This is a genomic window from Bacillus sp. FSL R5-0512, from assembly GCF_038593295.1.
Classification (GTDB): Bacteria; Bacillota; Bacilli; order Bacillales; family Bacillaceae; genus Bacillus; species Bacillus safensis.
The window spans coordinates 2,246,835-2,268,175 of sequence record NZ_CP151982.1 but is presented as its reverse complement, the minus strand read 5'-3'; the positions used below and the strand labels follow the sequence as shown (position 1 = coordinate 2,268,175).

The 21,341-nt window shown below is 41.3% G+C and carries 24 protein-coding genes; 17 read left to right on the top strand and 7 right to left on the bottom strand.

The genetic code is table 11. The features are described from left to right. Positions 1–96: 96 nt before the first annotated feature. The 8 genes from NSQ25_RS11640 (at position 97) to NSQ25_RS11605 (ending at position 8,147) form a co-directional block, all read left to right on the top strand. Entirely contained in the window at positions 97–735 is a 639-nt protein-coding gene (locus NSQ25_RS11640) for a helix-turn-helix transcriptional regulator (protein WP_024423017.1), read from the top strand. Between the two features lie 25 nt (positions 736–760). Continuing rightward, positions 761–1,582, top strand: coding sequence for a pyruvate, water dikinase regulatory protein (locus NSQ25_RS11635; RefSeq protein ID WP_008342399.1), 822 nt, complete (start codon positions 761–763; stop codon positions 1,580–1,582). A gap of 261 nt (positions 1,583–1,843) precedes the next feature. After that, the gene (locus NSQ25_RS11630) at positions 1,844–2,344 is read left to right on the top strand and encodes a YaiI/YqxD family protein (protein ID WP_024423016.1); all 501 of its coding nucleotides are present in this window, start codon (positions 1,844–1,846) and stop codon (positions 2,342–2,344) included. Positions 2,345–2,377: 33 nt separating this feature from the next. Beyond that, on the top strand, positions 2,378–4,207 hold the full coding sequence (gene dnaG, locus NSQ25_RS11625; RefSeq protein ID WP_326136233.1) for a DNA primase: 1,830 nt from the start codon (positions 2,378–2,380) through the stop codon (positions 4,205–4,207). A 206-nt stretch (positions 4,208–4,413) separates the two neighbouring features. Beyond that, on the top strand, positions 4,414–5,535 hold the full coding sequence (gene rpoD / locus NSQ25_RS11620) for an RNA polymerase sigma factor RpoD (protein ID WP_326136234.1): 1,122 nt from the start codon (positions 4,414–4,416) through the stop codon (positions 5,533–5,535). A 301-nt stretch (positions 5,536–5,836) separates the two neighbouring features. Beyond that, the gene (gene cccA, locus NSQ25_RS11615; RefSeq protein WP_034280134.1) at positions 5,837–6,196 is read left to right on the top strand and encodes a cytochrome c550; all 360 of its coding nucleotides are present in this window, start codon (positions 5,837–5,839) and stop codon (positions 6,194–6,196) included. 120 nt (positions 6,197–6,316) lie between these two features. Further along, positions 6,317–7,033, top strand: a complete 717-nt coding sequence (locus NSQ25_RS11610; protein ID WP_041118000.1) for a tRNA (adenine(22)-N(1))-methyltransferase TrmK — start codon at positions 6,317–6,319, stop codon at positions 7,031–7,033. Continuing rightward, the gene (locus NSQ25_RS11605) at positions 7,026–8,147 is read left to right on the top strand and encodes a Nif3-like dinuclear metal center hexameric protein (RefSeq protein WP_326136235.1); all 1,122 of its coding nucleotides are present in this window, start codon (positions 7,026–7,028) and stop codon (positions 8,145–8,147) included. The genes NSQ25_RS11610 and NSQ25_RS11605 overlap by 8 nt, the downstream gene beginning before the upstream one ends. A 37-nt stretch (positions 8,148–8,184) precedes the next feature. Here NSQ25_RS11605 and NSQ25_RS11600 read toward each other — a convergent pair whose 3' ends face one another. Further along, positions 8,185–9,129: a 4-hydroxy-3-methylbut-2-enyl diphosphate reductase gene (locus tag NSQ25_RS11600; protein WP_034280141.1), complete on the bottom strand. Its 945-nt coding sequence runs from the start codon at positions 9,127–9,129 to the stop codon at positions 8,185–8,187. A gap of 157 nt (positions 9,130–9,286) precedes the next feature. Next, positions 9,287–9,991, bottom strand: coding sequence for a VrrA/YqfQ family protein (gene vrrA / locus NSQ25_RS11595; protein ID WP_041117998.1), 705 nt, complete (start codon positions 9,989–9,991; stop codon positions 9,287–9,289). Positions 9,992–10,146: 155 nt separating this feature from the next. On the opposite strand from vrrA, the gene NSQ25_RS11590 reads away from it, so the two are divergent. Together NSQ25_RS11590 and NSQ25_RS11585 are read left to right on the top strand one after the other, a co-directional pair. Then, a complete protein-coding gene (locus tag NSQ25_RS11590; RefSeq protein ID WP_024423009.1) occupies positions 10,147–11,466 on the top strand; it encodes a DEAD/DEAH box helicase in 1,320 nt (439 codons plus the stop codon). 9 nt (positions 11,467–11,475) lie between these two features. Then, the gene (locus tag NSQ25_RS11585; protein WP_041117997.1) at positions 11,476–12,369 is read left to right on the top strand and encodes a deoxyribonuclease IV; all 894 of its coding nucleotides are present in this window, start codon (positions 11,476–11,478) and stop codon (positions 12,367–12,369) included. Between the two features lie 47 nt (positions 12,370–12,416). On the opposite strand, the gene NSQ25_RS11580 is transcribed toward NSQ25_RS11585, so the two are convergent. After that, positions 12,417–12,671, bottom strand: coding sequence for a DUF2624 domain-containing protein (locus NSQ25_RS11580; protein ID WP_024423008.1), 255 nt, complete (start codon positions 12,669–12,671; stop codon positions 12,417–12,419). A gap of 140 nt (positions 12,672–12,811) precedes the next feature. On the opposite strand from NSQ25_RS11580, the gene NSQ25_RS11575 reads away from it, so the two are divergent. From NSQ25_RS11575 to NSQ25_RS11555, 5 genes are all read left to right on the top strand, one after another. Next, positions 12,812–13,693, top strand: coding sequence for a YitT family protein (locus NSQ25_RS11575; RefSeq protein ID WP_024427967.1), 882 nt, complete (start codon positions 12,812–12,814; stop codon positions 13,691–13,693). Positions 13,694–13,828: 135 nt separating this feature from the next. Further along, positions 13,829–14,605 carry a metal ABC transporter ATP-binding protein gene (locus tag NSQ25_RS11570; protein ID WP_024423006.1) on the top strand — a complete coding sequence of 259 codons (777 nt, stop codon included), beginning with the start codon at positions 13,829–13,831 and terminating at the stop codon, positions 14,603–14,605. Beyond that, positions 14,605–15,465, top strand: coding sequence for a metal ABC transporter permease (locus tag NSQ25_RS11565; protein ID WP_326136236.1), 861 nt, complete (start codon positions 14,605–14,607; stop codon positions 15,463–15,465). The genes NSQ25_RS11570 and NSQ25_RS11565 overlap by 1 nt, the downstream gene beginning before the upstream one ends. Continuing rightward, positions 15,443–15,871: a Fur family transcriptional regulator gene (locus tag NSQ25_RS11560; protein WP_003217433.1), complete on the top strand. Its 429-nt coding sequence runs from the start codon at positions 15,443–15,445 to the stop codon at positions 15,869–15,871. The genes NSQ25_RS11565 and NSQ25_RS11560 overlap by 23 nt, the downstream gene beginning before the upstream one ends. Before the next feature lie 119 nt (positions 15,872–15,990). Continuing rightward, the gene (locus NSQ25_RS11555) at positions 15,991–16,908 is read left to right on the top strand and encodes an ROK family protein (RefSeq protein ID WP_034280152.1); all 918 of its coding nucleotides are present in this window, start codon (positions 15,991–15,993) and stop codon (positions 16,906–16,908) included. Between the two features lie 66 nt (positions 16,909–16,974). Here NSQ25_RS11555 and NSQ25_RS11550 read toward each other — a convergent pair whose 3' ends face one another. Continuing rightward, a complete protein-coding gene (locus NSQ25_RS11550; protein WP_326136237.1) occupies positions 16,975–17,553 on the bottom strand; it encodes a hypothetical protein in 579 nt (192 codons plus the stop codon). A gap of 139 nt (positions 17,554–17,692) precedes the next feature. Here NSQ25_RS11550 and NSQ25_RS11545 point away from each other — a divergent pair, with 139 nt between their 5' ends. Continuing rightward, on the top strand, positions 17,693–18,055 hold the full coding sequence (locus NSQ25_RS11545; RefSeq protein WP_024423002.1) for a DUF308 domain-containing protein: 363 nt from the start codon (positions 17,693–17,695) through the stop codon (positions 18,053–18,055). Between the two features lie 43 nt (positions 18,056–18,098). On the opposite strand, the gene ispG is transcribed toward NSQ25_RS11545, so the two are convergent. Both ispG and NSQ25_RS11535 read right to left on the bottom strand, forming a co-directional pair. Continuing rightward, a complete protein-coding gene (ispG, locus tag NSQ25_RS11540; RefSeq protein ID WP_024423001.1) occupies positions 18,099–19,214 on the bottom strand; it encodes a flavodoxin-dependent (E)-4-hydroxy-3-methylbut-2-enyl-diphosphate synthase in 1,116 nt (371 codons plus the stop codon). A gap of 105 nt (positions 19,215–19,319) precedes the next feature. Further along, positions 19,320–19,622: a hypothetical protein gene (locus NSQ25_RS11535; RefSeq protein ID WP_039180007.1), complete on the bottom strand. Its 303-nt coding sequence runs from the start codon at positions 19,620–19,622 to the stop codon at positions 19,320–19,322. A 200-nt stretch (positions 19,623–19,822) separates the two neighbouring features. Between NSQ25_RS11535 and NSQ25_RS11530 the strand changes: the two genes are divergently transcribed. Beyond that, entirely contained in the window at positions 19,823–20,365 is a 543-nt protein-coding gene (locus NSQ25_RS11530) for a GNAT family protein (RefSeq protein ID WP_326136238.1), read from the top strand. 72 nt (positions 20,366–20,437) lie between these two features. Here NSQ25_RS11530 and NSQ25_RS11525 read toward each other — a convergent pair whose 3' ends face one another. Beyond that, positions 20,438–21,196, bottom strand: coding sequence for a DUF1189 domain-containing protein (locus NSQ25_RS11525; RefSeq protein WP_041117993.1), 759 nt, complete (start codon positions 21,194–21,196; stop codon positions 20,438–20,440). Positions 21,197–21,341 lie beyond the last annotated feature (145 nt).

Genomic DNA, 21,341 nt, shown 5'->3' with positions numbered 1-21,341 from the left:
ATTTTTGTTTCATTCGGACAAAGATGCGCTATAATATGATGAGTTATGAAAATGATATACATAAAATAAAGATTTCGCTCTCTCTATTTAAAGGTGGTGAGTACAATCGAGTTAAATAAACGGCAAGAGCAGATTTTACAGATTGTCAAAGAGAATGGTCCGATCACTGGAGAGCATATCGCCGATCGGCTGAACTTAACAAGGGCGACCCTCAGACCGGATTTAGCCATTTTAACAATGTCAGGCTTTTTAGAAGCAAGACCAAGGGTCGGCTACTTTTTCACAGGAAAAACAGGCACGCAGCTTCTCGCAGATAAGCTGAAAAAACTTCAAGTGAAAGACTTTCAATCCATTCCAGTGGTAATACATGAGAATGTTTCGGTTTATGATGCGATTTGTACGATGTTTTTAGAGGATGTGGGCACATTATTCGTTGTGGACGATCACTCTATTTTAACAGGCGTGTTATCCAGAAAAGACCTCCTTCGCGCAAGTATAGGGAAACAGGAGCTTCCATCTATCCCTGTCCATATTATTATGACAAGAATGCCGAACATCACCGTTTGCCGCAAGGAAGATTTCATTATGGATGTGGCGAAGCACTTGATTGAAAAGCAAATAGATGCACTTCCTGTGATAAAAGATACGGATAAAGGCTTTGAAGTGGTCGGAAGAATTACGAAAACAAACATGACGAAAATACTTGTCAGCTTATCGGAGAACGAAATAATCTAATGACAGAAGACTGCGAGGGGATGTTATGAGTAATCGCGTAATTTTTGTGGTATCAGATTCAGTTGGAGAAACGGCAGAGCTCGTGGTCAAAGCGGCACTTAGCCAATTTGATGGCGGCTCATCAGACCATTCAAATATTAGAAGAATCCCGTATGTAGAGGATGTTGGTACGATTAAAGAAGTCATTTCACTGGCGAAAGCAGATAATGGGATCGTCTGCTTTACTCTTGTTGTGCCAGAAATGCGCCAATTCTTAATCGAGGAAGCAGAAGCAAACGGTGTCGTTTATTATGACATCATCGGTCCGCTCATTGATAAAATGGAAACGGCATATGGAAATGAAGCGAAACATGAGCCGGGTCGTGTACGTCAATTAGATGAGGACTATTTTAAAAAGGTAGAAGCCATCGAGTTCGCTGTGAAATACGATGACGGCAGAGACCCAAGAGGTATTCTAAAGGCTGATATTGTGCTCATTGGTGTATCACGCACGTCCAAGACACCATTATCTCAATATTTGGCACATAAGCGGCTGAAGGTAGCGAACGTTCCAATTGTACCTGAAGTTGATCCGCCAGAAGAGTTATTTTCAGTTGATCCGAAGAAATGTATCGGTTTAAAAATTAGTCCAGACAAACTAAATCATATTCGCAAAGAGCGTTTAAAATCTCTTGGTTTAAATGATCGCGCTATTTATGCGAACATTGAGCGGATTAAAGAGGAACTAGAGTATTTTGAAAAAGTGGTTGACCGCATTAACTGTCAAGTCGTTGATGTATCGAATAAAGCAGTTGAGGAAACGGCAAATGTCATTCATCAAATGCTGACCAAAAGAGGTTCCGAATAAACTCAGGATGCTCCTCCTGGGTTTTTCCTATGGTGGGAAACGGGTAAACAAAAACAATGGCATATTTGCTGCATTTGTATTATAATAAAAAATTGTGATAAAATGATTGATTTTAGGTTTAAGTTAAGTCAAGAACGAATAAACTAATATTGGCAGAAGTCAAGTGATTCTGAACATAACTTTTCGACAAAATGAGTTTTACTGTTGATTGCTTTATGGGGGAAAAGTATGGTCTTTTTGCTTCTCTAAAGCAGGAATAAGGTGGAGGGATGGAGAATTAGTCACCTGAATGAACGTAAAAAAGAGAGGACGATTTATGTCGATGCAGATGCTTGTCCTGTAAAAGACGAAATCCTTTCTGTCGCATCTCAATTTCAAGTACCAGTGACATTCATTGCTTCATATGAGCATTTTCAAACCAAAAGATCTCCACTTGAAGATTGGCGGTTTGTAGATACACATAAGGAAGCAGCGGATTTAGTCATTGCAAACTCAGCTGCCGCACATGATATTGTCGTCACCCAAGATATTGGTCTTGCCTCCTTACTGCTTCCGAGACAGGTCATTGTTCTGTCTGAAAGAGGACGAATGTACACAAACGAAACAATTGATTTTGATTTGGAACGCAGGCATGTTTCTAGCAAACAGCGAAGAAAAGGTGTATACGGAAAAGGTCCCAAAAAGCTTTTAGAAGAGGATAAGAAGCGATTTATGGCGCAACTACAAAAAATCCTGTCGAATCATGAAGGATTTTTAAATTAAAAGGCGAATAATGTACGACGGAGTGTTATTAGGATGAGCAAACGTATACCAGATGAACTTTTGGAGCAGATCCAAAAAAACGCAGACATTGTCGAAGTGATTGGAGAATACGTACAGCTTAGAAAGCAAGGTCGAAATTACTTCGGTCTTTGTCCATTCCATGGTGAAAATACTCCTTCATTCTCTGTTTCAGCAGATAAGCAAATCTTCCATTGTTTCGGCTGTGGTGCAGGAGGCAATGTGTTTTCTTTCCTCAGACAAATGGAAGGCTACTCATTTATTGAAGCCGTTTCACATGTGGCTGATAAGTACCATATTGATCTGCCTGATCAGGTAGCGAATGCTCAGATGAGTTCCTCTCAGCAAGAGGACACTGCAGATCATAAAATGATTGAGGCCCATGAGCTTCTTAAGAAATTTTACCACCATTTGCTGGTAAATACAAAGGAAGGTCAAAACGCACTCGATTATTTACGGTCCAGAGGCTTTACGGATGAAACAATTGCCAAGTTTGAGATCGGATATGCTCTTGATTCTTGGGATTTCGTGACCAAGTTTTTAGAAAAACGAGGATTTGATCCTGTGATGATGGAGAAGGCTGGTCTTTTGATTCAACGTGAAAACGGCACAGGCTTTTTTGACCGCTTTAGAGATCGTGTCATGTTTCCCATTCATGATCATCATGGAACGGTCATCGCTTTTTCCGGAAGATCGCTTGGTGATCAGCAGCCTAAATATATGAATAGTCCTGAAACGCCGCTTTTTCATAAAAGTAAGCTGCTTTATCACTTTCATGACGCACGTATGCATATTCGCAAACGCGAACGGGCGGTTCTTTTTGAAGGATTTGCAGACGTCATCTCAGCTGTTACATCAGGTGTCGGTGAAAGTGTTGCAACAATGGGTACGTCTCTTACAGAAGAGCACGTAAAGCTTCTCAGGCGGAACGTAGAAGAGATCATCCTTTGCTATGACTCTGATACGGCCGGATACGAAGCGACCATGAAAGCATCAGATTTGCTTGGAAAAAGAGGATGTAAAGTTCGCGTTGCCATGATACCAGATGGACTTGATCCAGATGATTACATTCGTAAATATGGCGGCGAGAAATTTAGGAATGACATCATAGATGCAAGTGTGACATTAATGACGTTTAAGATGAATTTTTTCCGAAGAGGAAAAAACTTATCAGACGAAGGAGACCGTCTTACTTATATGAAGCAGGTTCTCCGAGAAATCAGCCGGTTAAACGGCTCTTTGGAGCAAGAGATTTACATGAAACAGCTTGCTGGGGAGTTTTCGATCTCACTTGATTCATTAAAAGAACAACTGGAGCTGTTTGAAAAACAGCAGCGGCACGAAACCAAAAGCACGCAGAAAGAAAACGGGCTTGAAAAACGGCGTGCACATCTGTCAACACAAGTGAGAAGAAAGCGTCTGCGGCCGGCATATGAAAATGCAGAGCGAATGCTGCTTGCTCATATGTTAAAAAGCGATGACGTGATCCGCAAAGTACTTGACAGAATCGGGATTGAATTTAATATAGATTCGCACAGGGCGCTGGCAACGTACATTTATGCCTTGTATGAAGAAGGCAAAGAACCAACGCCGCAGCACCTGATGAACCGTATAGAAGATGATGTCATGAATCAGCTGTTGACGGATATATTGATGATTCAAGTCGGAGACGAACTAAGTGAAGCTGAATTAAGTGATTATGTAAAAAAAGTGTTGAATTATCGGAATTTGTCAATGATAAAGGAAAAAGAACTAGAACGTGCAGAAGCGGAGAGGCAAAAAGATTTCTTCAAAGCGGCAACACTTGCAAAAGAAATTATTCAGTTGAACCGTTCGCTGAAGTAATACGTCTATTATTAATGACAGGACTTACGGCTGGCAATGAATCCTTTACGGGAGGAGCATAAGACCGCAAGCATCTTGCCTTCATCATTATTTATTTTATTTCCTATTTGCTTCGTCATCTGTTTGATAGAGAGAGAAAAGCAGGGCGGAAGTAAATCGCAAGTTACTTTAGAATTCGTTGCAAGCTTTGGAAGGAGGGATCCATAATGGCTGATAAACAAGCCCACGAAACCGAAACTGAATTAACCTTTGAACAGGTGAGAGATAAGCTCACTGAAACGGGTAAAAAACGGGGCGTTTTAACATACGAAGAAATTGCAGAGCGTATGTCTAGCTTTGAAATTGAATCAGACCAAATGGATGAATACTATGAATACTTAGGCGAACAGGGTGTAGAGCTCATTAGTGAAAACGAAGAGACAGAAGACCCAAATGTTCAGCAGCTGGCTAAAGCAGAAGAAGAATTTGACCTGAATGATTTAAGCGTACCACCAGGTGTCAAAATCAATGATCCTGTTCGTATGTACTTAAAAGAAATCGGACGCGTCAATTTGTTATCTGCTAAAGAAGAAATTACGTATGCTCAAAAGATCGAAGAGGGCGATGAGGAATCAAAAAGAAGATTAGCGGAAGCGAACCTTCGTCTCGTTGTCAGCATTGCGAAACGCTATGTCGGTCGTGGTATGCTGTTCCTTGACTTGATTCAAGAAGGAAACATGGGTCTGATGAAGGCGGTTGAGAAGTTTGATTACCGCAAAGGATATAAATTCTCAACATATGCGACTTGGTGGATTAGACAGGCGATCACACGTGCGATTGCCGATCAGGCGAGAACAATCCGGATTCCGGTTCATATGGTGGAAACGATTAATAAATTGATCCGTGTTCAAAGACAGCTTCTGCAAGACCTAGGCAGAGAACCAACGCCTGAGGAAATTGCTGAAGACATGGATTTAACTCCAGAAAAGGTAAGAGAGATTCTTAAAATTGCGCAAGAGCCTGTATCTTTAGAAACACCTATTGGTGAAGAAGATGACTCGCATCTTGGTGATTTTATCGAAGACCAAGATGCGACATCTCCATCTGACCACGCTGCGTATGAACTCTTAAAAGAGCAGCTTGAAGATGTATTAGACACGCTGACGGACCGTGAAGAAAATGTGCTAAGACTACGTTTCGGACTAGACGACGGAAGAACTCGCACGTTAGAAGAGGTTGGAAAGGTGTTCGGCGTAACAAGAGAGCGTATCAGACAAATTGAAGCGAAAGCTCTTCGTAAATTAAGACACCCAAGCAGAAGTAAACGATTAAAAGACTTCTTAGAGTAGAAACCGGACGGATCTTGAAAGAGATCCGTTCTTTCTTATCAAAAATGAAAACGCTTTTTTCAATCTGATTATATTTTACTGAATAACAAATGAATTTGCAACGTTCTTAGAGAAAAGATGTATAAAAAATACATCTAAATGTGCTGAAGGCTTCATTTCTCATCTTGAATCATTTTTGTCTAATCTGTGAACTTGACCAAAGTTTTGTATCATAATTCGTTTACTTTTTGTAAAATTAAAGTAGAATTAGAATTGTTTGCATAGTCTTAAAGGGGTTTTTACAAAGGGGAGGATGAAAGAAATGAAACGGAATCCACTTATACCATTTTTATTGATTGCCATTTTAGGTATTGGACTCACTTTTTTCTTATCAATGAAGGGGCTGAAAGATGAAGAAAAAATTGCCTCTGGGGGCAAAGAGCAAAAGCAAGAAGAGACAGCAAATGCAACGCCGGAAGAATTGTATAAACAGAACTGTCTAAGCTGTCACGGGGAAAACTATGAAGGCGGCGCAGGTCCTGCATTAAAAGGTGTTGGAGACAAGCTTGAAGTAGCTGACATCAAGAAGAAAATCCAAGAAGGCGGCAACGGGATGCCAGGCGGGCTGATTCCGAATGAAAAGCTCGATGAAATGGCGGAATGGGTGTCTAAAATTAAATAATCTTACACAAAAAGCTCTTTTTCAAAAGAAGAGCTTTTTTCATTTGAAAACGACTTTTAAAAAGTCCATAATTTATATAAGATAGACAAGTATGAACATTAAAGAAAAGTAGTGATACGTATGAATGAAATGAATTTATCGAAACGATTAAAAAAAGTCGCAGACTTTTTACCAGATGAGGCAGTCTTCGCTGATATCGGCTCAGACCATGCCTACTTGCCATGCTATGCGATTCTGCATCAAAAAGCAGTGAAAGCCATTGCTGGTGAAATTACCGATGGACCGCTTCAATCGGCGCAGCAGCAAGTACATAGACTTGAATTAGATGAAGAAATTTCGGTCAGAAAAGGAAATGGCCTTGAAGTCATTGAAAAAGGCGAAGTGAATGCAGTGACGATTGCAGGTATGGGCGGGGCGCTCATCGCAAGCATTCTAAATGAAGGAAGGCATAAGCTCGCAGGCCATGAGAGGCTCATTCTTCAGCCGAATATCCATGCTCACCATATTCGTTTATGGCTTTATCAAGAGGGGTATGAATTGATAGATGAAGTCATTTTAGAAGAGGACGGCAAAATATACGAAATCATCATCGCAGAAAAAGGCGATAAAGATAAAGCCTATGAAGGAATGTCACTTGAAGCAGGCATGCTGGTTGGACCGTTTCTTGCGAAAGAGCAAAATGACGTCTTCCGGCGCAAGTGGATGCAAGAGCTTCAGCATATGGAGAAGATAGAAAGTCAAATTCAGCAGGCGGCGCGGACAGAAGAAAATAAAGAACGCCTTGAAGAGCTGAATGCGAAAATAAAGATGCTAAAGGAGGTTTTGACTGTTGGCTAAAACAGTAAACGGGCATGAAATCATCCAATTGTTTGAACAATTTTCACCAAAGGCATACGCCATGGAAGGGGATAAAATTGGTCTTCAGATTGGGACTTTAAATAAAAAAGTAACCAATGTGATGATTACCTTGGATGTATTAGAGAATGTAGTAGATGAAGCGATCGAGCGAAAAGTGGATCTTATTATTGCCCACCATCCGCCGATTTTCCGTCCATTAAAACATGTAGCGACGGATCAGCCGGCTGGACGTATCATTGAAAAATGCATCAAACATGATATTGCGGTATATGTGGCACATACGAATTTAGACGTAGCTGATGGCGGAGTCAATGACCTGCTTGCTGAGGCCTTAGAGCTTGAAGAAACAAGAGTGTTAGTGCCGACATACGAAGATCCAATCAAACAGCTTGCTCTGTATGTCCCAGAGGAATTTGAAGAGGCCATCCGGACAGCTTTAGGAAATGCGGGCGCCGGCCATATCGGCAACTACAGCCATTGTGCGTTTTCAAATGAAGGGACAGGCAGCTTTCTGCCATCAGAAGAAGCTGAGCCGTTTATTGGTGAGTCGGGTCAATTAGAATTTGTGAAAGAAGTGCGGATTGAAACCATTTTCCCAGCAAGTATAGAAAAACAAGTGATTCGCGAAATGATCAAAGCACATCCTTATGAAGAAGTCGCCTATAGTGTACACACGACAGACCTTCCTCCTATTCAAAAAGGTCTTGGCCGTATTGGAGAGCTAAATGAGCCAATGACACTGAGAGATTTCACACAATTTGTGAAAACGAAGCTGGATGTGAATGGTGCTCGTTTTGTAGGAGATCAAAATGCTGTTGTGAAAAAAGTGGCGGTGCTTGGCGGAGACGGAAATAAATACATCCATCAAGCGAAAAGAATGGGTGCCGATGTGTATGTGACAGGAGACCTTTATTTCCATGTTGCGCACGATGCCATGATGCTAGGGCTGAACGTTGTAGACCCGGGACATTATGCTGAAAAAATTATGAAAGAGGGCGTAAAGGCGAAGCTACAATCGCTGTGTGCGGATAAAAAATATGACGTACTGCTCTTTGTTTCTGAATCAAACACAAACCCATTTCAATTTATGTAAACAAAAAACGTCAGAGCGGATATGCTCTGACGTTTTCTTATTTCTTTGTTTTGACGCGAGGTAAAATTTTAGAAAGGGGAACAGTCCGTTCAATCTTCCAGGTCGTTTCATCATCTGGTTCATAGTTTTCTAAGAAACGAATGACTTCCTTTGTAATAGGTGTTGGTGTTGAAGCACCAGCAGTAACGGCAACGGTTTTGACGCCCTGCAGCCACTCCAGCTTGAGTTCACTTAAGTCGCCAATACGGTAAGCCTGCGTTCCGGCAATCTCCATTGACACTTGTGCGAGACGGTTAGAGTTATTACTTTTTGGATCGCCGACAACAATGGTTAAATCGGCTTGGCCAGCTTGCTGCGATACAGCTTCCTGACGCACCTGTGTCGCAAGGCAAATTTCTTGATGATACTCGACGTGAGGGTATTTCTCTTTAATCAGCTCCATCAGGTCGTGGACATCCCATTGCGACATCGTCGTTTGGTTCGTGATAAGCAGTTTTTCTGATGTTAAATCGAGTGCCTCAATGTCGGCTTCTGTTTCGACAAGGTGTACCTTGTCAGGGGCTACTCCGACAGCTCCTTCTGGCTCAGGATGACCCTTTTTCCCAATATAAATAATGTCATAGCCATCGGCTGTTTTCTCTGAAATGAGTTCGTGAGTTTTCGTTACATCTGGACAGGTCGCATCAATGGTGACAAGGCCTTTTTCTTCTGCGATTTGACGAACCTCAGGAGAAACGCCGTGAGCCGTGAAAATGACTGTTCCGCTTTCAACCTGCTTTAAAATGTCTAAGCGGTTTGGTCCGTCCAGTGTGTAAATACCATCTTCCTCGAAGGCATCAGTGACATGTTTGTTGTGCACAATCATACCTAATATATAAATTGGGCGTGGCAAGTTCTTATCAAGTGCGGCATTTTTAGCAATGACCATTGCATCCACAACGCCATAGCAATAGCCACGCGGCGATATTTTAATTACATTCATTTATTCGTCCTCCTGTAGGGAAGTGCTGCTAGAGAAGAACAATATAAAAAGCCGTAAAAAACGGCTTTTTATCATTCTCTTGCTTCCATTATAGCCAAAGTAAGCGTATATATCAAAGATTGTTATACGCAGTGAACACTTCGCCGTTAAAAGATCACTAGACATATAGTTTTGGAACAGAGCTGCCAGATCTTTTTTTCGGTTTTGCTTGAGGAGCAGGTGATGTGTGAGGTGCTGTTTTTTTGACGAGGATGTCTTCTGGTTCTTTATTTTTTTCTATTTCGTCAGTTTGTGCTTCTTCCTCGGGCACTTCTGTTTCTGCGCTGGTCTCCGCTGATTCTGCATCAGCATCATTTGCACTTTCTTCATCATCATCCGCACTGCCAAGCTGGCTGTACAGTTTAATCATCGCCGGCAAATTTCTCACTAAAGGACCGTATTGCTGAATCATTGGCGTAAATTGCTGCGCCATCCCGAGCACTTTTTGAACATTTCCTAACATGCTTGAGAGGGTTGCAGGATTTGTGAAGCTCTGGATTCCTTGTAATCCCGCACCACCTCCAGAGACTCCAGCTCCTCCTGCGCCAGGAAGAAATTTAGAGAGCATGCCTTTAATTCCTGCTCCGCCGCCTAGTGCACGGCTCTCACCTCCTGGAATACCGCCCATCCCGGGTAAACCGCCTCCCTGTACAGACGGGGAGCGAGGCATCATTTGCTGAAATGGATTGCCCTGCCCTTGAAAAGGCTGCTGGATAGGAGGCTGCTGCCCTCTTTGAAACATTCCGGGCTGTCCGCCATTTCCAAGGTGCCGGCGTGAGGGACGGCGCGGCTGAAAATCGCCCATAGGCCTTTGCCCTAACATACTTGTACCTCCCTTACTGCATTCTCTTTCTCTTCATAGGTTATGCAAGGAAGCACTAATTGGTTTCCTGTAGGAAAAGCGGACATGGTTTTTTTACTGAAAATCAGCTATAATGAGGAGATGAGCAAAAAGGCATTGCCTTAAGGAGTGAAAACATGAAAGAAACGAAATTTACGACATATGAATTAAAGCCTTTTATTATAGATGCTATTCATGAACTAGGCTTTTATGAGCCGACTGATATTCAAAAAAGAATCATCCCTGCTGTTTTAAAAGGAGAAAGCGTGATTGGCCAGTCACAAACCGGAACAGGAAAAACTCATGCCTACTTACTGCCGCTGATTCATTCAATTGATCCAAGCAAAGAACAGGTACAAGTAGTGATTACTGCACCTACAAGAGAATTAGCCAATCAAATTTTCAAAGAAGCTCAAACGATTTTAAAGAATGCTTCTCCAGAAGAAGAGATCAAAGCAAAGCTTTACATTGGCGGAACGGACAAGCAGAAATCAATTCAAAAGCTAAAAAACCAGCCGCATTTGGTGGTCGGTACACCTGGACGTATTGCTGACCTCATTCATGAGCAGGCGCTGAATGTTTATAAAGCGACCTCTCTTGTTATTGATGAAGCTGATTTAATGCTGGATATGGGATTTTTAGAAGATGTGGACCGTATTGGTGCACAAATGCCAGAACAGCTGCAAATGCTTGTGTTCTCTGCAACCATTCCAGAAAAACTAAAGCCTTTCTTGAAGAAATATATGGACAATCCAAAGTATGCGCATGTTGAACCAAGACGGATTACAGCAGAAAACATTCAGCATATTTTAGTTCCGTCTAAACAGCGTGATAAATTAAAATTGCTCCATGAAATGGTGACGAATGTACAGCCTTATTTAGGAATCATTTTTGCCAATACAAAAACAACTGTTGATGAAATCGCATCGTTCCTACAAGAAAAAGGAATGAAAATCGGTGTGCTCCATGGCGGATTAACGCCGCGCGAACGTAAAAAAGTCATGAAACAAATTGAAGATTTGGAGTTCACTTATATTGTGGCATCTGATCTTGCAGCACGCGGGATTGACATCAAAGGCGTCAGCCACGTGATTAACTATGAACTTCCATCTGATCTTGATTTTTATGTGCACCGCGTTGGAAGAACAGCTCGTGCGGGTTCTTCTGGAATTGCCATGACCATTTATGAGCTGGCTGATGAGGATGCACTCATTCAAATTGAGAAAATGGGCGTTGTGTTTGAAAACAAAACCATTGTTCATGGCGAATGGCGAGATGCAGATGACCGTCTGAAGCGTCAAAGACGTAAAAAAGCCCCGAATGAAATTGAAGAAAAAGCAAAACGTCTTGTGAGAAAACCGAAAGCCGTCAAACCTGGATACAAAAAGAAAATGACACGTGAGATGGATAAAATCAAAAGACAGGAACGTAGAAAGTCAAAGCGTAATGGAAAGTAGGGGGAAACATTGTTAAAGATTGGTTCACATGTATCCATGAGCGGAAAACATATGCTTCTTGCAGCGAGTGAGGAAGCTGCCTCTTATGGTTCGAATACGTTTATGATTTATACAGGTGCACCGCAAAATACGCGCCGCAAAAAAATTGAAGACCTGAATATTGAAGCTGGACAAGCGCATATGAAAGAGCATGGCATGACGGATATCGTCGTGCATGCTCCGTATATTATCAATATTGGAAATACAGTGAATCCAGCGACATTTGAGCTTGGTGTAGACTTTCTTCGATCTGAGATTGAGCGTACAAAAGCGCTGGGAGCAAGACAAATTGTTCTCCACCCGGGTGCGCATGTCGGAGCAGGGGCAGAAGCAGGGATTCAAAAAATCATTGAAGGTTTAAACGAAGTCATTGTAAAAGGTCAAGAGGTTCAAATTGCACTTGAAACAATGGCAGGAAAAGGATCAGAGTGCGGAAGAAGCTTTGAAGAGCTTGCCCAAATTATCGACGGAGTGACACATAACGAAGCTCTTTCTGTCTGCTTTGATACGTGTCACACGCATGATGCTGGTTACCCGATTGTGAGTGACTTTGATGGTGTATTAGAAGAATTTGACCGAATCGTCGGTATTGACCGAATCAAAGTTCTTCATATTAATGACAGTAAAAACGTACAAGGCGCAAGAAAAGACCGACATGAAAATATCGGTTTTGGTGAAATTGGTTTCGATGCACTGAGCTATATTGTGCATCATCCGCAGCTTCAAGATGTGCCGAAAATTCTAGAAACGCCTTATGTAGGTGAAGATAAAAAGAACAAAAAACCACCTTACAAATTCGAAATTGCGATGCTGAAAGAAAAGCAATTTGATGAAGGCTTACTAGATAAAATTACGGGTCAGTAAAAAGGATGCAACATGTTGAGGTGCCGCTAAATGCGGCCCTTTTTTGCTTAACTTGTAAACTGGTTAAACAAATCATTCACAGTCTGTGCTGTCTGTTTAGAAGTAATCGCTTCCACTTGCTTAAGAAGCCGGTTACGCTCTGAGTCATTAAAAATATTGATGTTTTTCCCGTTCATGAGTTTGGCAACCTCAGCAGCTTGATGAGACGTTAAACTGACGCCGTACTGTTTCGCATACCTTAACAGATCGTTTGCTGTGATCTGATTGAGCCGCTGCAGGACAATTTTTTGAATTAAAATCAATTCCATTCCTCCCCTCTGTAACAATGTATGGGCGAAAACGGAAAATGTGCAAAAAATTTTATTTTATTCTGTGAAATGATAAAATAGTAAAGTGAATAAAATGTTCATTGAAAATTTAACATGTGTAGAAGGGAGAACGTATGGCAAATAGTAAACAGCATAGAAAGGAATCAGTGCCTCATTTTATTTTGAGAATTTTTCTGATTCTAGTAGGAGCTGCATGTGCAGCAGTCAGCATTGAATTATTTTTAGTGCCAAACAATATTATTGATGGAGGCATCATCGGCATTTCGCTTATTTTGGATTATCTCTTTACAGATAACCCGTTTATAAATTTTGCGACGATTGTTGTCATTTTAAATATTCCATTTATGATATCAGGATACAAGCATATTGGGAAAACCTTTCTGATTTCCACTGTGATTGGGATTGTCAGCTTAGCCGTGATTGAATCTTCACTTCATCATGTGGAGGCATTTACAACACAGCCGATCTTAGCCACTGTATTTGGAGGGCTATTACTTGGATTTGGTGTTGGACTTGTCATCCGTAATGGAGGTTCAATGGATGGAACAGAGATCTTGGGAATTCTTCTGACGAAAAAAATTCCTTTCTCCGTCGGTGAGTTTGTCATGATCGTCAATGTGTTCATTTTTATTTGGGCAGGCTTTGTTTTCGGACCAGAGCAGGCTATGTATTCTGTCATGACATATTATTTGGCAATGAAAACAATTGATGCTGTTATTCAAGGGCTTGATGAAACAAAAGCTGTGATTATCGTATCAGACTATTATGATGAAATTTCAGATGCGATTCTGCATCGACTCGGCAGGGGAACGACAAAGCTGAGAGGAAAAGGCGGCTATACAGATGAAGAAAAAGATGTCATCTACGCCGTTGTCACAAGGCTTGAAATTACAAAGCTGAAATCCATTGTATTTGAAATTGATGACCAAGCATTTATCACGATTATGGATACGCATGAAACAAAAGGCGGTAAGTTCAAAACAGCCATTCATTAGCTTTTATTTTACTTTTTTATCTTTCTTTTATATAATGAAATGTATGTATGGACAGAGAAAATGGCAAAAGCCATTTTCTTTTTGTTGTATAAATCGTAATCATTCTTTTTATATTGATTAAAGGTGGAAAGATTCATGGCAAAGCCAATTATTGAAATGAAGGACATTTCGTACTCGTATGGACAGCGAAATGTCATTGATCACATTCATTTAACAGTAGAGGAAGGAAACTTTCTAGCACTTGTTGGACCGAATGGTTCTGGTAAAACAACCTTATTAAAATGCCTGCTTGGGCTCATTAAACCGCAGCAAGGTGAATTAAAGCTATTTGGCACGCCTGTTTCAAAATTTAGAGACTGGGATCAAATTGGATTTGTTTCTCAAAAGGCGAATAGCTTTAATACGGGTTTCCCTGCTTCTGTATATGAGGTCGTCGCAAGCGGACTGACCGCGAAAATTGGTTTGTTTAAACGAATGAGCAAGCAGGATAAATGGCAAGTAGAAGATGCCATTCGCTCAGTTGGCATACAGGATTTAAAGCATCAAAACATCGGTGAGCTTTCTGGCGGACAGCAGCAGCGTGCATTTATTGCCCGTGCGCTTGTCAGCCAGCCAAAGCTGCTCATTTTGGATGAGCCCACGGTTGGAGTAGACCAGCGGACAGTAGAAGGCTTTTATCAGCTGCTCGAAACATTGAACAAAGAAAAAGGAATGTCTTTAATTCTCGTCACACACGACGTTGGCACCGTTTCTGATAAAGTCACCCATGTGGCTTGTTTAAATCAGACACTGCATTTCCACGGGGATGCAGAAGCGTTTGATTCAATGGATGATCAGGCGCTATCCCAATTTTACGGGCATGACATTCAAGTGATTCATCACGACCATCACCATCATGGGGGACATGAATAATGCTATTTCCATTTTTTCATTATGAATTTTTACAAAATGCGTTTATCGCAGGTATACTGATTGGTTTTATTGCGCCCTTACTTGGTGTATTTATTGTCGTAAGAAGGCTCTCGCTTATTGCAGATGCCCTCAGTCACGTATCACTTGCCGGTATTGCCGCAAGTCTATTTCTTGATAAAAAGTTTGGCCTTTTGACAGGGGTAAGCCCGCTCTACTTAGGGATGGCTTTTTCTGTTGCGGGTTCATTGTTTATTGAACGCCTGCGCTCAGTGTATAAGCATTATCAGGAGCTTGCCATTCCTATTATTTTATCAGGGGGTATTGGGATCTCCGTCATCTTCATTTCACTAGCGAATGGCTTTAATACAGATTTGTTTAGTTATTTATTCGGAAGTGTCAGTGCGGTTTCAAGACTTGATCTTTGGATTATTGTAGGGATCTCACTCGTTGTTGTGTTAGCTGTTGTGCTTTTATATAAAGAATTGTTTCTGCTTTCTTTTGATGAAGAGCATGCAAAGGCTTCTGGTATTTCAGCAAAATGGATTCATTTTATTTTTATCTTAGTCGTTGCACTTGTCATTGCAGCATCGATGCGTATCGTCGGTACACTGCTTGTGTCGGCGCTCATGACGCTTCCTGTTGCAGCAAGTATCCGCATTGCCAAAGGATTCAAACAGGCGATTTTCCTTTCGATCTTATTTGGTGAATTGTCTGTATTGGCCGGATTGATTTTAAGCTATTATCTTGATTTAGCGCCAGGCGGAACCATTGTGATGCTGTCTATCTTGATTTTAATCGGGTGTATTAGTATTGGGAAATTCAGAAGGGGGAATCAACATGAACGTACAAGAAGCGCTTGATTTATTAAAGGAAAAAGGCTACAAATATACAAGCAAACGTGAAGACATGCTTCAATTGTTTTCTGATTCTGATAAATACTTGACGGCTAAAAATGTGCTGACGGCACTAAGTGAAGACTACCCTGGTCTCAGCTTTGATACGATTTATCGAAACTTGTCACTATATGAAGACCTTGGAATATTAGAAACAACAGAATTGTCAGGGGAGAAACTATTCCGTTTTAAATGTTCATTTTCCCATCATCACCATCACTTTATTTGTCTTACATGCGGGAAAACAAAAGAGATCGATGCCTGCCCAATGGACAAGCTCGACGCCGATTTAGAGGATTATCATATTAGCGGACATAAATTTGAAATATATGGAACGTGTCCTTCCTGCGAACCGAAGGAAGTTCACTCATGAGAAAGCCAGCCCTGGAGCTGGCTTTTTTGTTTTCTCTTTTGAAAACGTTTTACAAAGGGAGGCTGTTTCATTAAAATGAGATCAAGGTACTACATTTTGAAGTAAAGGGAGGGGTAAAGGTGGCCTATTATGTCGTGTTTGATGTAGGCGGGACGAGAACGAAACATGGATTAATGGATCAGGATGGAAAGCTGGTCTCTAGCGGTGACTATCAGACGAACTGCCGGCAGCTTGAACCGTTTTTAGAAGCCATGGCAGATGTGGTCAAGGAATATCAAAGGATGACGAATGTCAGCGGTATCGCCATCAGTCTACCAGGCTTTGTGGACAGTGAATCAGGTTATACAGAATTTGCAGGCGCCATCATCGCCTTAAATGGTCAAAATGTAAAAGCACTTTTAGAAGAGAAAACGTCTCTTCGTGTAGAAGTGGAAAATGATGCGAACTGTGCAGCTCTCGCAGAAAAATACAGCGGTCATGCGAAAGATTGTGACAGCTTTATTTGTATGACAATTGGCACGGGTGTCGGCGGGGGTATTTTTGCTAATGGTCAGCTTGTGCGCGGTGCATCATTTCGCGGTGGTGAATTCGGCATGATGCTGACAGAGACGGAAAATGGCCAGTTTACAACTCTTAACAGCAGCGCTTCAACGGCTGGATTAATTCGGAGCTATAAAGAAAAGCAAGGAATACCGCAAAGTACTCAAATAGACGGTCAAGAAATTTTTGAAAAGGCGAAGCATGATCCGGCCATTGAGAAGCTGGTGGATCAATGGTACAAGCGAATAGCCATTGGCGTTTACAATGTAGCGACTGTTCTTAACCCGGAGAAAATTCTCATCGGAGGAGGCGTAAGTGCGAGACCAGATTTATTACAAAATATTGAAAAACATTTACATACACTGCATGCGTGGAAGAACATTCAGGTGAAGCTGGAAACTTGCTGCTACTTAAATCAGGCAGGCATGAAGGGGGCACTTTACCATTTCCTCATGAAAGAAGGGCAGCTTGCTCCATTAAAAAAGCCGATACATTAAATGTATCGGCTTCAGCGTGTAGACAAATCCTCAAGTTTGATCCGCTTCGGTGCTCGCTCAGTTACATTAATAAGCAGTTTGCAGACGCTGCTCGTATTGTTTGATCCACTTAGATGCTTCCTGCCAGTTGTTTACGCGTATAATTCTGTCGTCGATCGGCATCTGGTTATAAGGGGAGTTAAAAAGGATAACCGGGATGTCAGCCTCTTTTGCAATCATTGTGGCATTGCCATGATGGTCTTCAAAAAATACATCAATTTTATGCTTTTGAACGGCTTCCAGCTTATGATGACCTCCAACCAGCTCAATAGCATCATAGTGCACGTCATGTTCTTGAAACCACTTGTAGGTAATATCCGAATGCTGCTGCCTTCTTGCGGTAATATAAATCAGTCTGTGCTGCTGCTTCATTTGTTCGAGGATCTCTTTTGCACCCTCAGCAGGCTCTGCCTGTTTATAAATAAGAGGCTCGTGCTGATCCATCCAGCCCCAAAATTCTTCTTGAGAAATCTTTAAAAGCTTCGTCAAATCATACTCTGTCATATCATCTAGTGTCATGGCACATTGGAACGACTCATTTAAGTAGGGGACAAAGGTGTCCTGCGCCGTCACTGTACCATCAATATCAATTCCTAAACGTAACATGCCCACACTCCTCATTTTTATACTCTTAAAGTGTAACATAATCAATTCACAATTCCAGCAAGTTTTAGCAATCATGAAACAGACATTTTTGCTCATACTAAAAAAGCTCCTTTCTATTAACCAAAAGGGGGAATTGATCATGGAAAGAGACGAGGATTTCAGAAGAAATGATCGTGAAATCGACACACACTTTAGTAATGATGATGGCTATTTAGAGGAAACAGCTGCTGAAATTGCAGAGCCATATCAAGCTTCAAGAGATCGAGAAGATAGACGAGGACGTGACCAAGCAGGTGACGATTCAGGCAGTAAAGGGATAGGCTATACAGCACTCGCGATTGCGATTATCTCATTATTTGTCTTGCCGGTGCTATTAGGGGTAGCGGCAATCGTCGTTGGTTATATTGCACGAAGAAAAGGAGCACATGCGCTTGGCGCGTGGTCAATTGGGATCGGAATTGTTTCCGTCATCCTAGGCATATTTATCACCCCGTTCTTTTAACAAGAACAGAAAAACGCCTGACTATGACGTCAGGCGTTTTTTGTTAGGCATTCGCTTGTTTTTCTTTTTCAGCTTCCATTTTCGCATAATGTTCTTCAGCGATTTTATCAATTTCTTTTTTCAGTTCTTCGACCATTGTTTCTTCCGGTACTTTACGAACAATTTCACCTTTACGGAACAATAAGCCTTCGCCTCTAGCGCCTGCGATTCCGATGTCCGCTTCACGCGCTTCACCTGGACCGTTAACAGCGCAGCCGAGAACTGCTACTTTAATCGGTGCTTTAATTTTAGAAATATATTCTTCGACTTCATTTGCAATGCTGATGAGGTCAATTTCAATTCGTCCACAAGTTGGGCAGGAGATCAGTGTTGCTGCATTTGATGCAAGACCAAATGATTTCAACAATTCACGTGCTACTTTTACTTCTTCAACTGGGTCAGCACTTAATGAAATGCGGAGTGTGTTCCCAATTCCCATATTCAAAATAGCGCCAAGTCCAGCTGCACTTTTGACTGTACCTGCAAATAACGTACCTGATTCTGTAATCCCAAGGTGAAGAGGATAATCAAAGGCTTTAGCCGCTTTTTCGTATGCTTCAATTGCAAGGTTTACATCAGATGCTTTCATACTGACGATGATGTCATGAAAGTCTAGGTCTTCTAAAATTTTAATGTGATGCAGTGCACTTTCGACCATACCATCTGCTGTTGGGTAGCCGTATTTATCAAGAATTTTTTTCTCTAATGAACCAGCGTTTACGCCAATACGGATTGGAATGCCTTTTTCTTTTGCTGCTTTGACAACCGCTTCGACTTTTTCTCTTCTTCCGATGTTTCCTGGATTGATTCGGATTTTGTCTGCGCCTGCTTCAATCGCTTTCAGGGCAAGCTTATAGTCAAAATGAATATCCACAACAAGCGGGATGTTAATTTGCTTTTTAATGTCCGCAATTGCATTTGCTGCACGCTCATCTGGACATGCGACACGCACGATTTGACAGCCTGCCTCTTCTAAACGTTTAATTTCAGCGACTGTCGCTTCGACATCATGTGTTTTGGTTGTTGCCATACTTTGAATAACAACCTCATTATTTCCACCTATAGTTAAAGGTCCCACTTTGACGGGACGCGTTTTAGTACGATGTGTGACTTCACTCACTTGTCAATCGCTCCTTAGTGTACAAGCAATCCTTTGCCGTGTACGTCGTGTTTTACAGTTCATATTGTAACAGTCTCTTTGTATGAATGACAAGGAATTAACGTTTTATCTCTTGTAGACAGGAAACTTATATGTGCTGCCTGCCCTGATTTCGTTCGCTTTAACACCTTGATTCAGCTCCTCGAAATCTTTAATGACGTCATCAAGCGGCTTGCTTGTATGTACGATGGAGAGGACCGTTTCACCTTGTTTTACAGTGACGTTCTTATATGTCTTTTTCTCAGCTGTTTGAAGGGCACTTGCTGGGACAGCTGGGTTTTCCTCAACAGGAATGGTTCCATTTTTTAAATCAAAAAAGATAATAAAGAGGACAAACAAACTGATTAGTAAAAAAAGAATTCGCCGCATTTTACTCACCGCTTTTAAGAGTTTACTTCAGTCTATGCATGTCCTGAAATGATAGAACCAAAAAGAGGAGAAAAGCTGGAAAGGATGGTTCTAGTTAGTCCTAGTATGTCTTGTAATAAAAACTTCTTGGGTCGTTGGTGTAGTAAATAGGAGAGCAACCTCATATGGCCAGTATGATAAAATAATAATGGGGGGATTTTATGAAGAAGGTTAGTCAGCATATATATGTGAGAACACTAACAGAAAATGATGCAGAATCACTGTTAACATTAGAGCTTGAGAACCGCTCATATTTTCAGGAATTTCCTTTGGTCAAAGATGATTTCTTCACGTTAACTCGCCAAATTGAGCGAATTCAGCGGAGTAGGCAAAGAAGTGCACAAGATGAATCTTACATGCACGGTATTTTCTTAAATGAAACCGATGCCTTAATTGGGACGATCTCATTAAGTTCTGTCGTAAGAGGTCCGATAGAAGGAGCTTGGCTCGGGTATGTACTCGATCAAAGGCAGGGCGGAAATGGATATATGACAGAAGCCATTCGCTTAATCATTGACTATGCCTTTTTTGAGTTGAATCTCCATCGTATTGAGGCTGGAGTAAAGCCGAGTAATAAGGGTTCCATTCGTGTACTTGAAAAGACAGGTTTTGAACATGAGGGATTAAATCGTAAAAAAGTAAAGATTAATGGAGTGTGGGAGGATCACTATTTGTTTGCGATCATCCATCCAGATGAGTCCTAGCATGAACATACATAAAAAGCTCCTCCGAGCCGGGGGAGCTTTCATTGTGTAGACAAATCCTTGTTGGATGGATCATTTGCTTTTTTTGGCAGGAATTTCTTTCACAACAAGATATAAAAAGATAAAGTTAATGACCCAATTTAATAAAAATGAGTTTGCAACAGGCGTGTTTAATGCACTCATAATGGCGAAAAAGACCGTTGTTAATGTGAGTGAATAAGCGGAGAGCTTCCAAAGCATTTGAAAGGACAGCTCTTTTTGCTGCATTCGTTTAATAAATGTACCAAGCATCGCAAGGAATGTTGCGCTGATAAACATGAGAGCCGCAGTTGATAGATATAGCAGTACACAGATCACAGGGATGATAATCGCTTGGTTCTGATTTGTGACGCGGGCGAGTTCATCTTTTGTCAGCGTTCCGCCAAGAAGCTGGTAGGGGATATCTGTCATTTGTCCATCAATGGCAATCACTGCTTTTTCCTTTAATAAAGCGATGGCCGTTTGCTTTGATTCAAGCTCACTTGCTTTTATTTTTTCAGCAGGATCAAAGATGATCGTGATGCCGTTTTCTTCTTTTTCTATTGGTGCACTTTGATCCGCTTGAAGTTTTCCTTTTTCGATTGAAAAGTCGGGTAAATCTTTTTTGATCACATGCTGAAATCCTGACATCGCATTCGAGATCTCTTGGCTCATATGATACCCCTGAGGAACTGCTGCGATGATTGAAAGGATAAAAATGAATAAAATTGCTTTACCGATCCCTGTAAAGCGTGCTTTAGCAATATCTTTTGGTGAATAAATTCCTTTTAACAATAGATTAAATACGTTCAATACCCATTCACTTCCTACATTCTTTTCTATTTCTCATATTGTATCAATGTCTATCCATCAAGTACAAGTATGGCCTTCATCACTGGTTAAGATAGAAGGAATGAGGCATAATGTATACAGCATATAAAAAGGAGGCGGCAGGGTC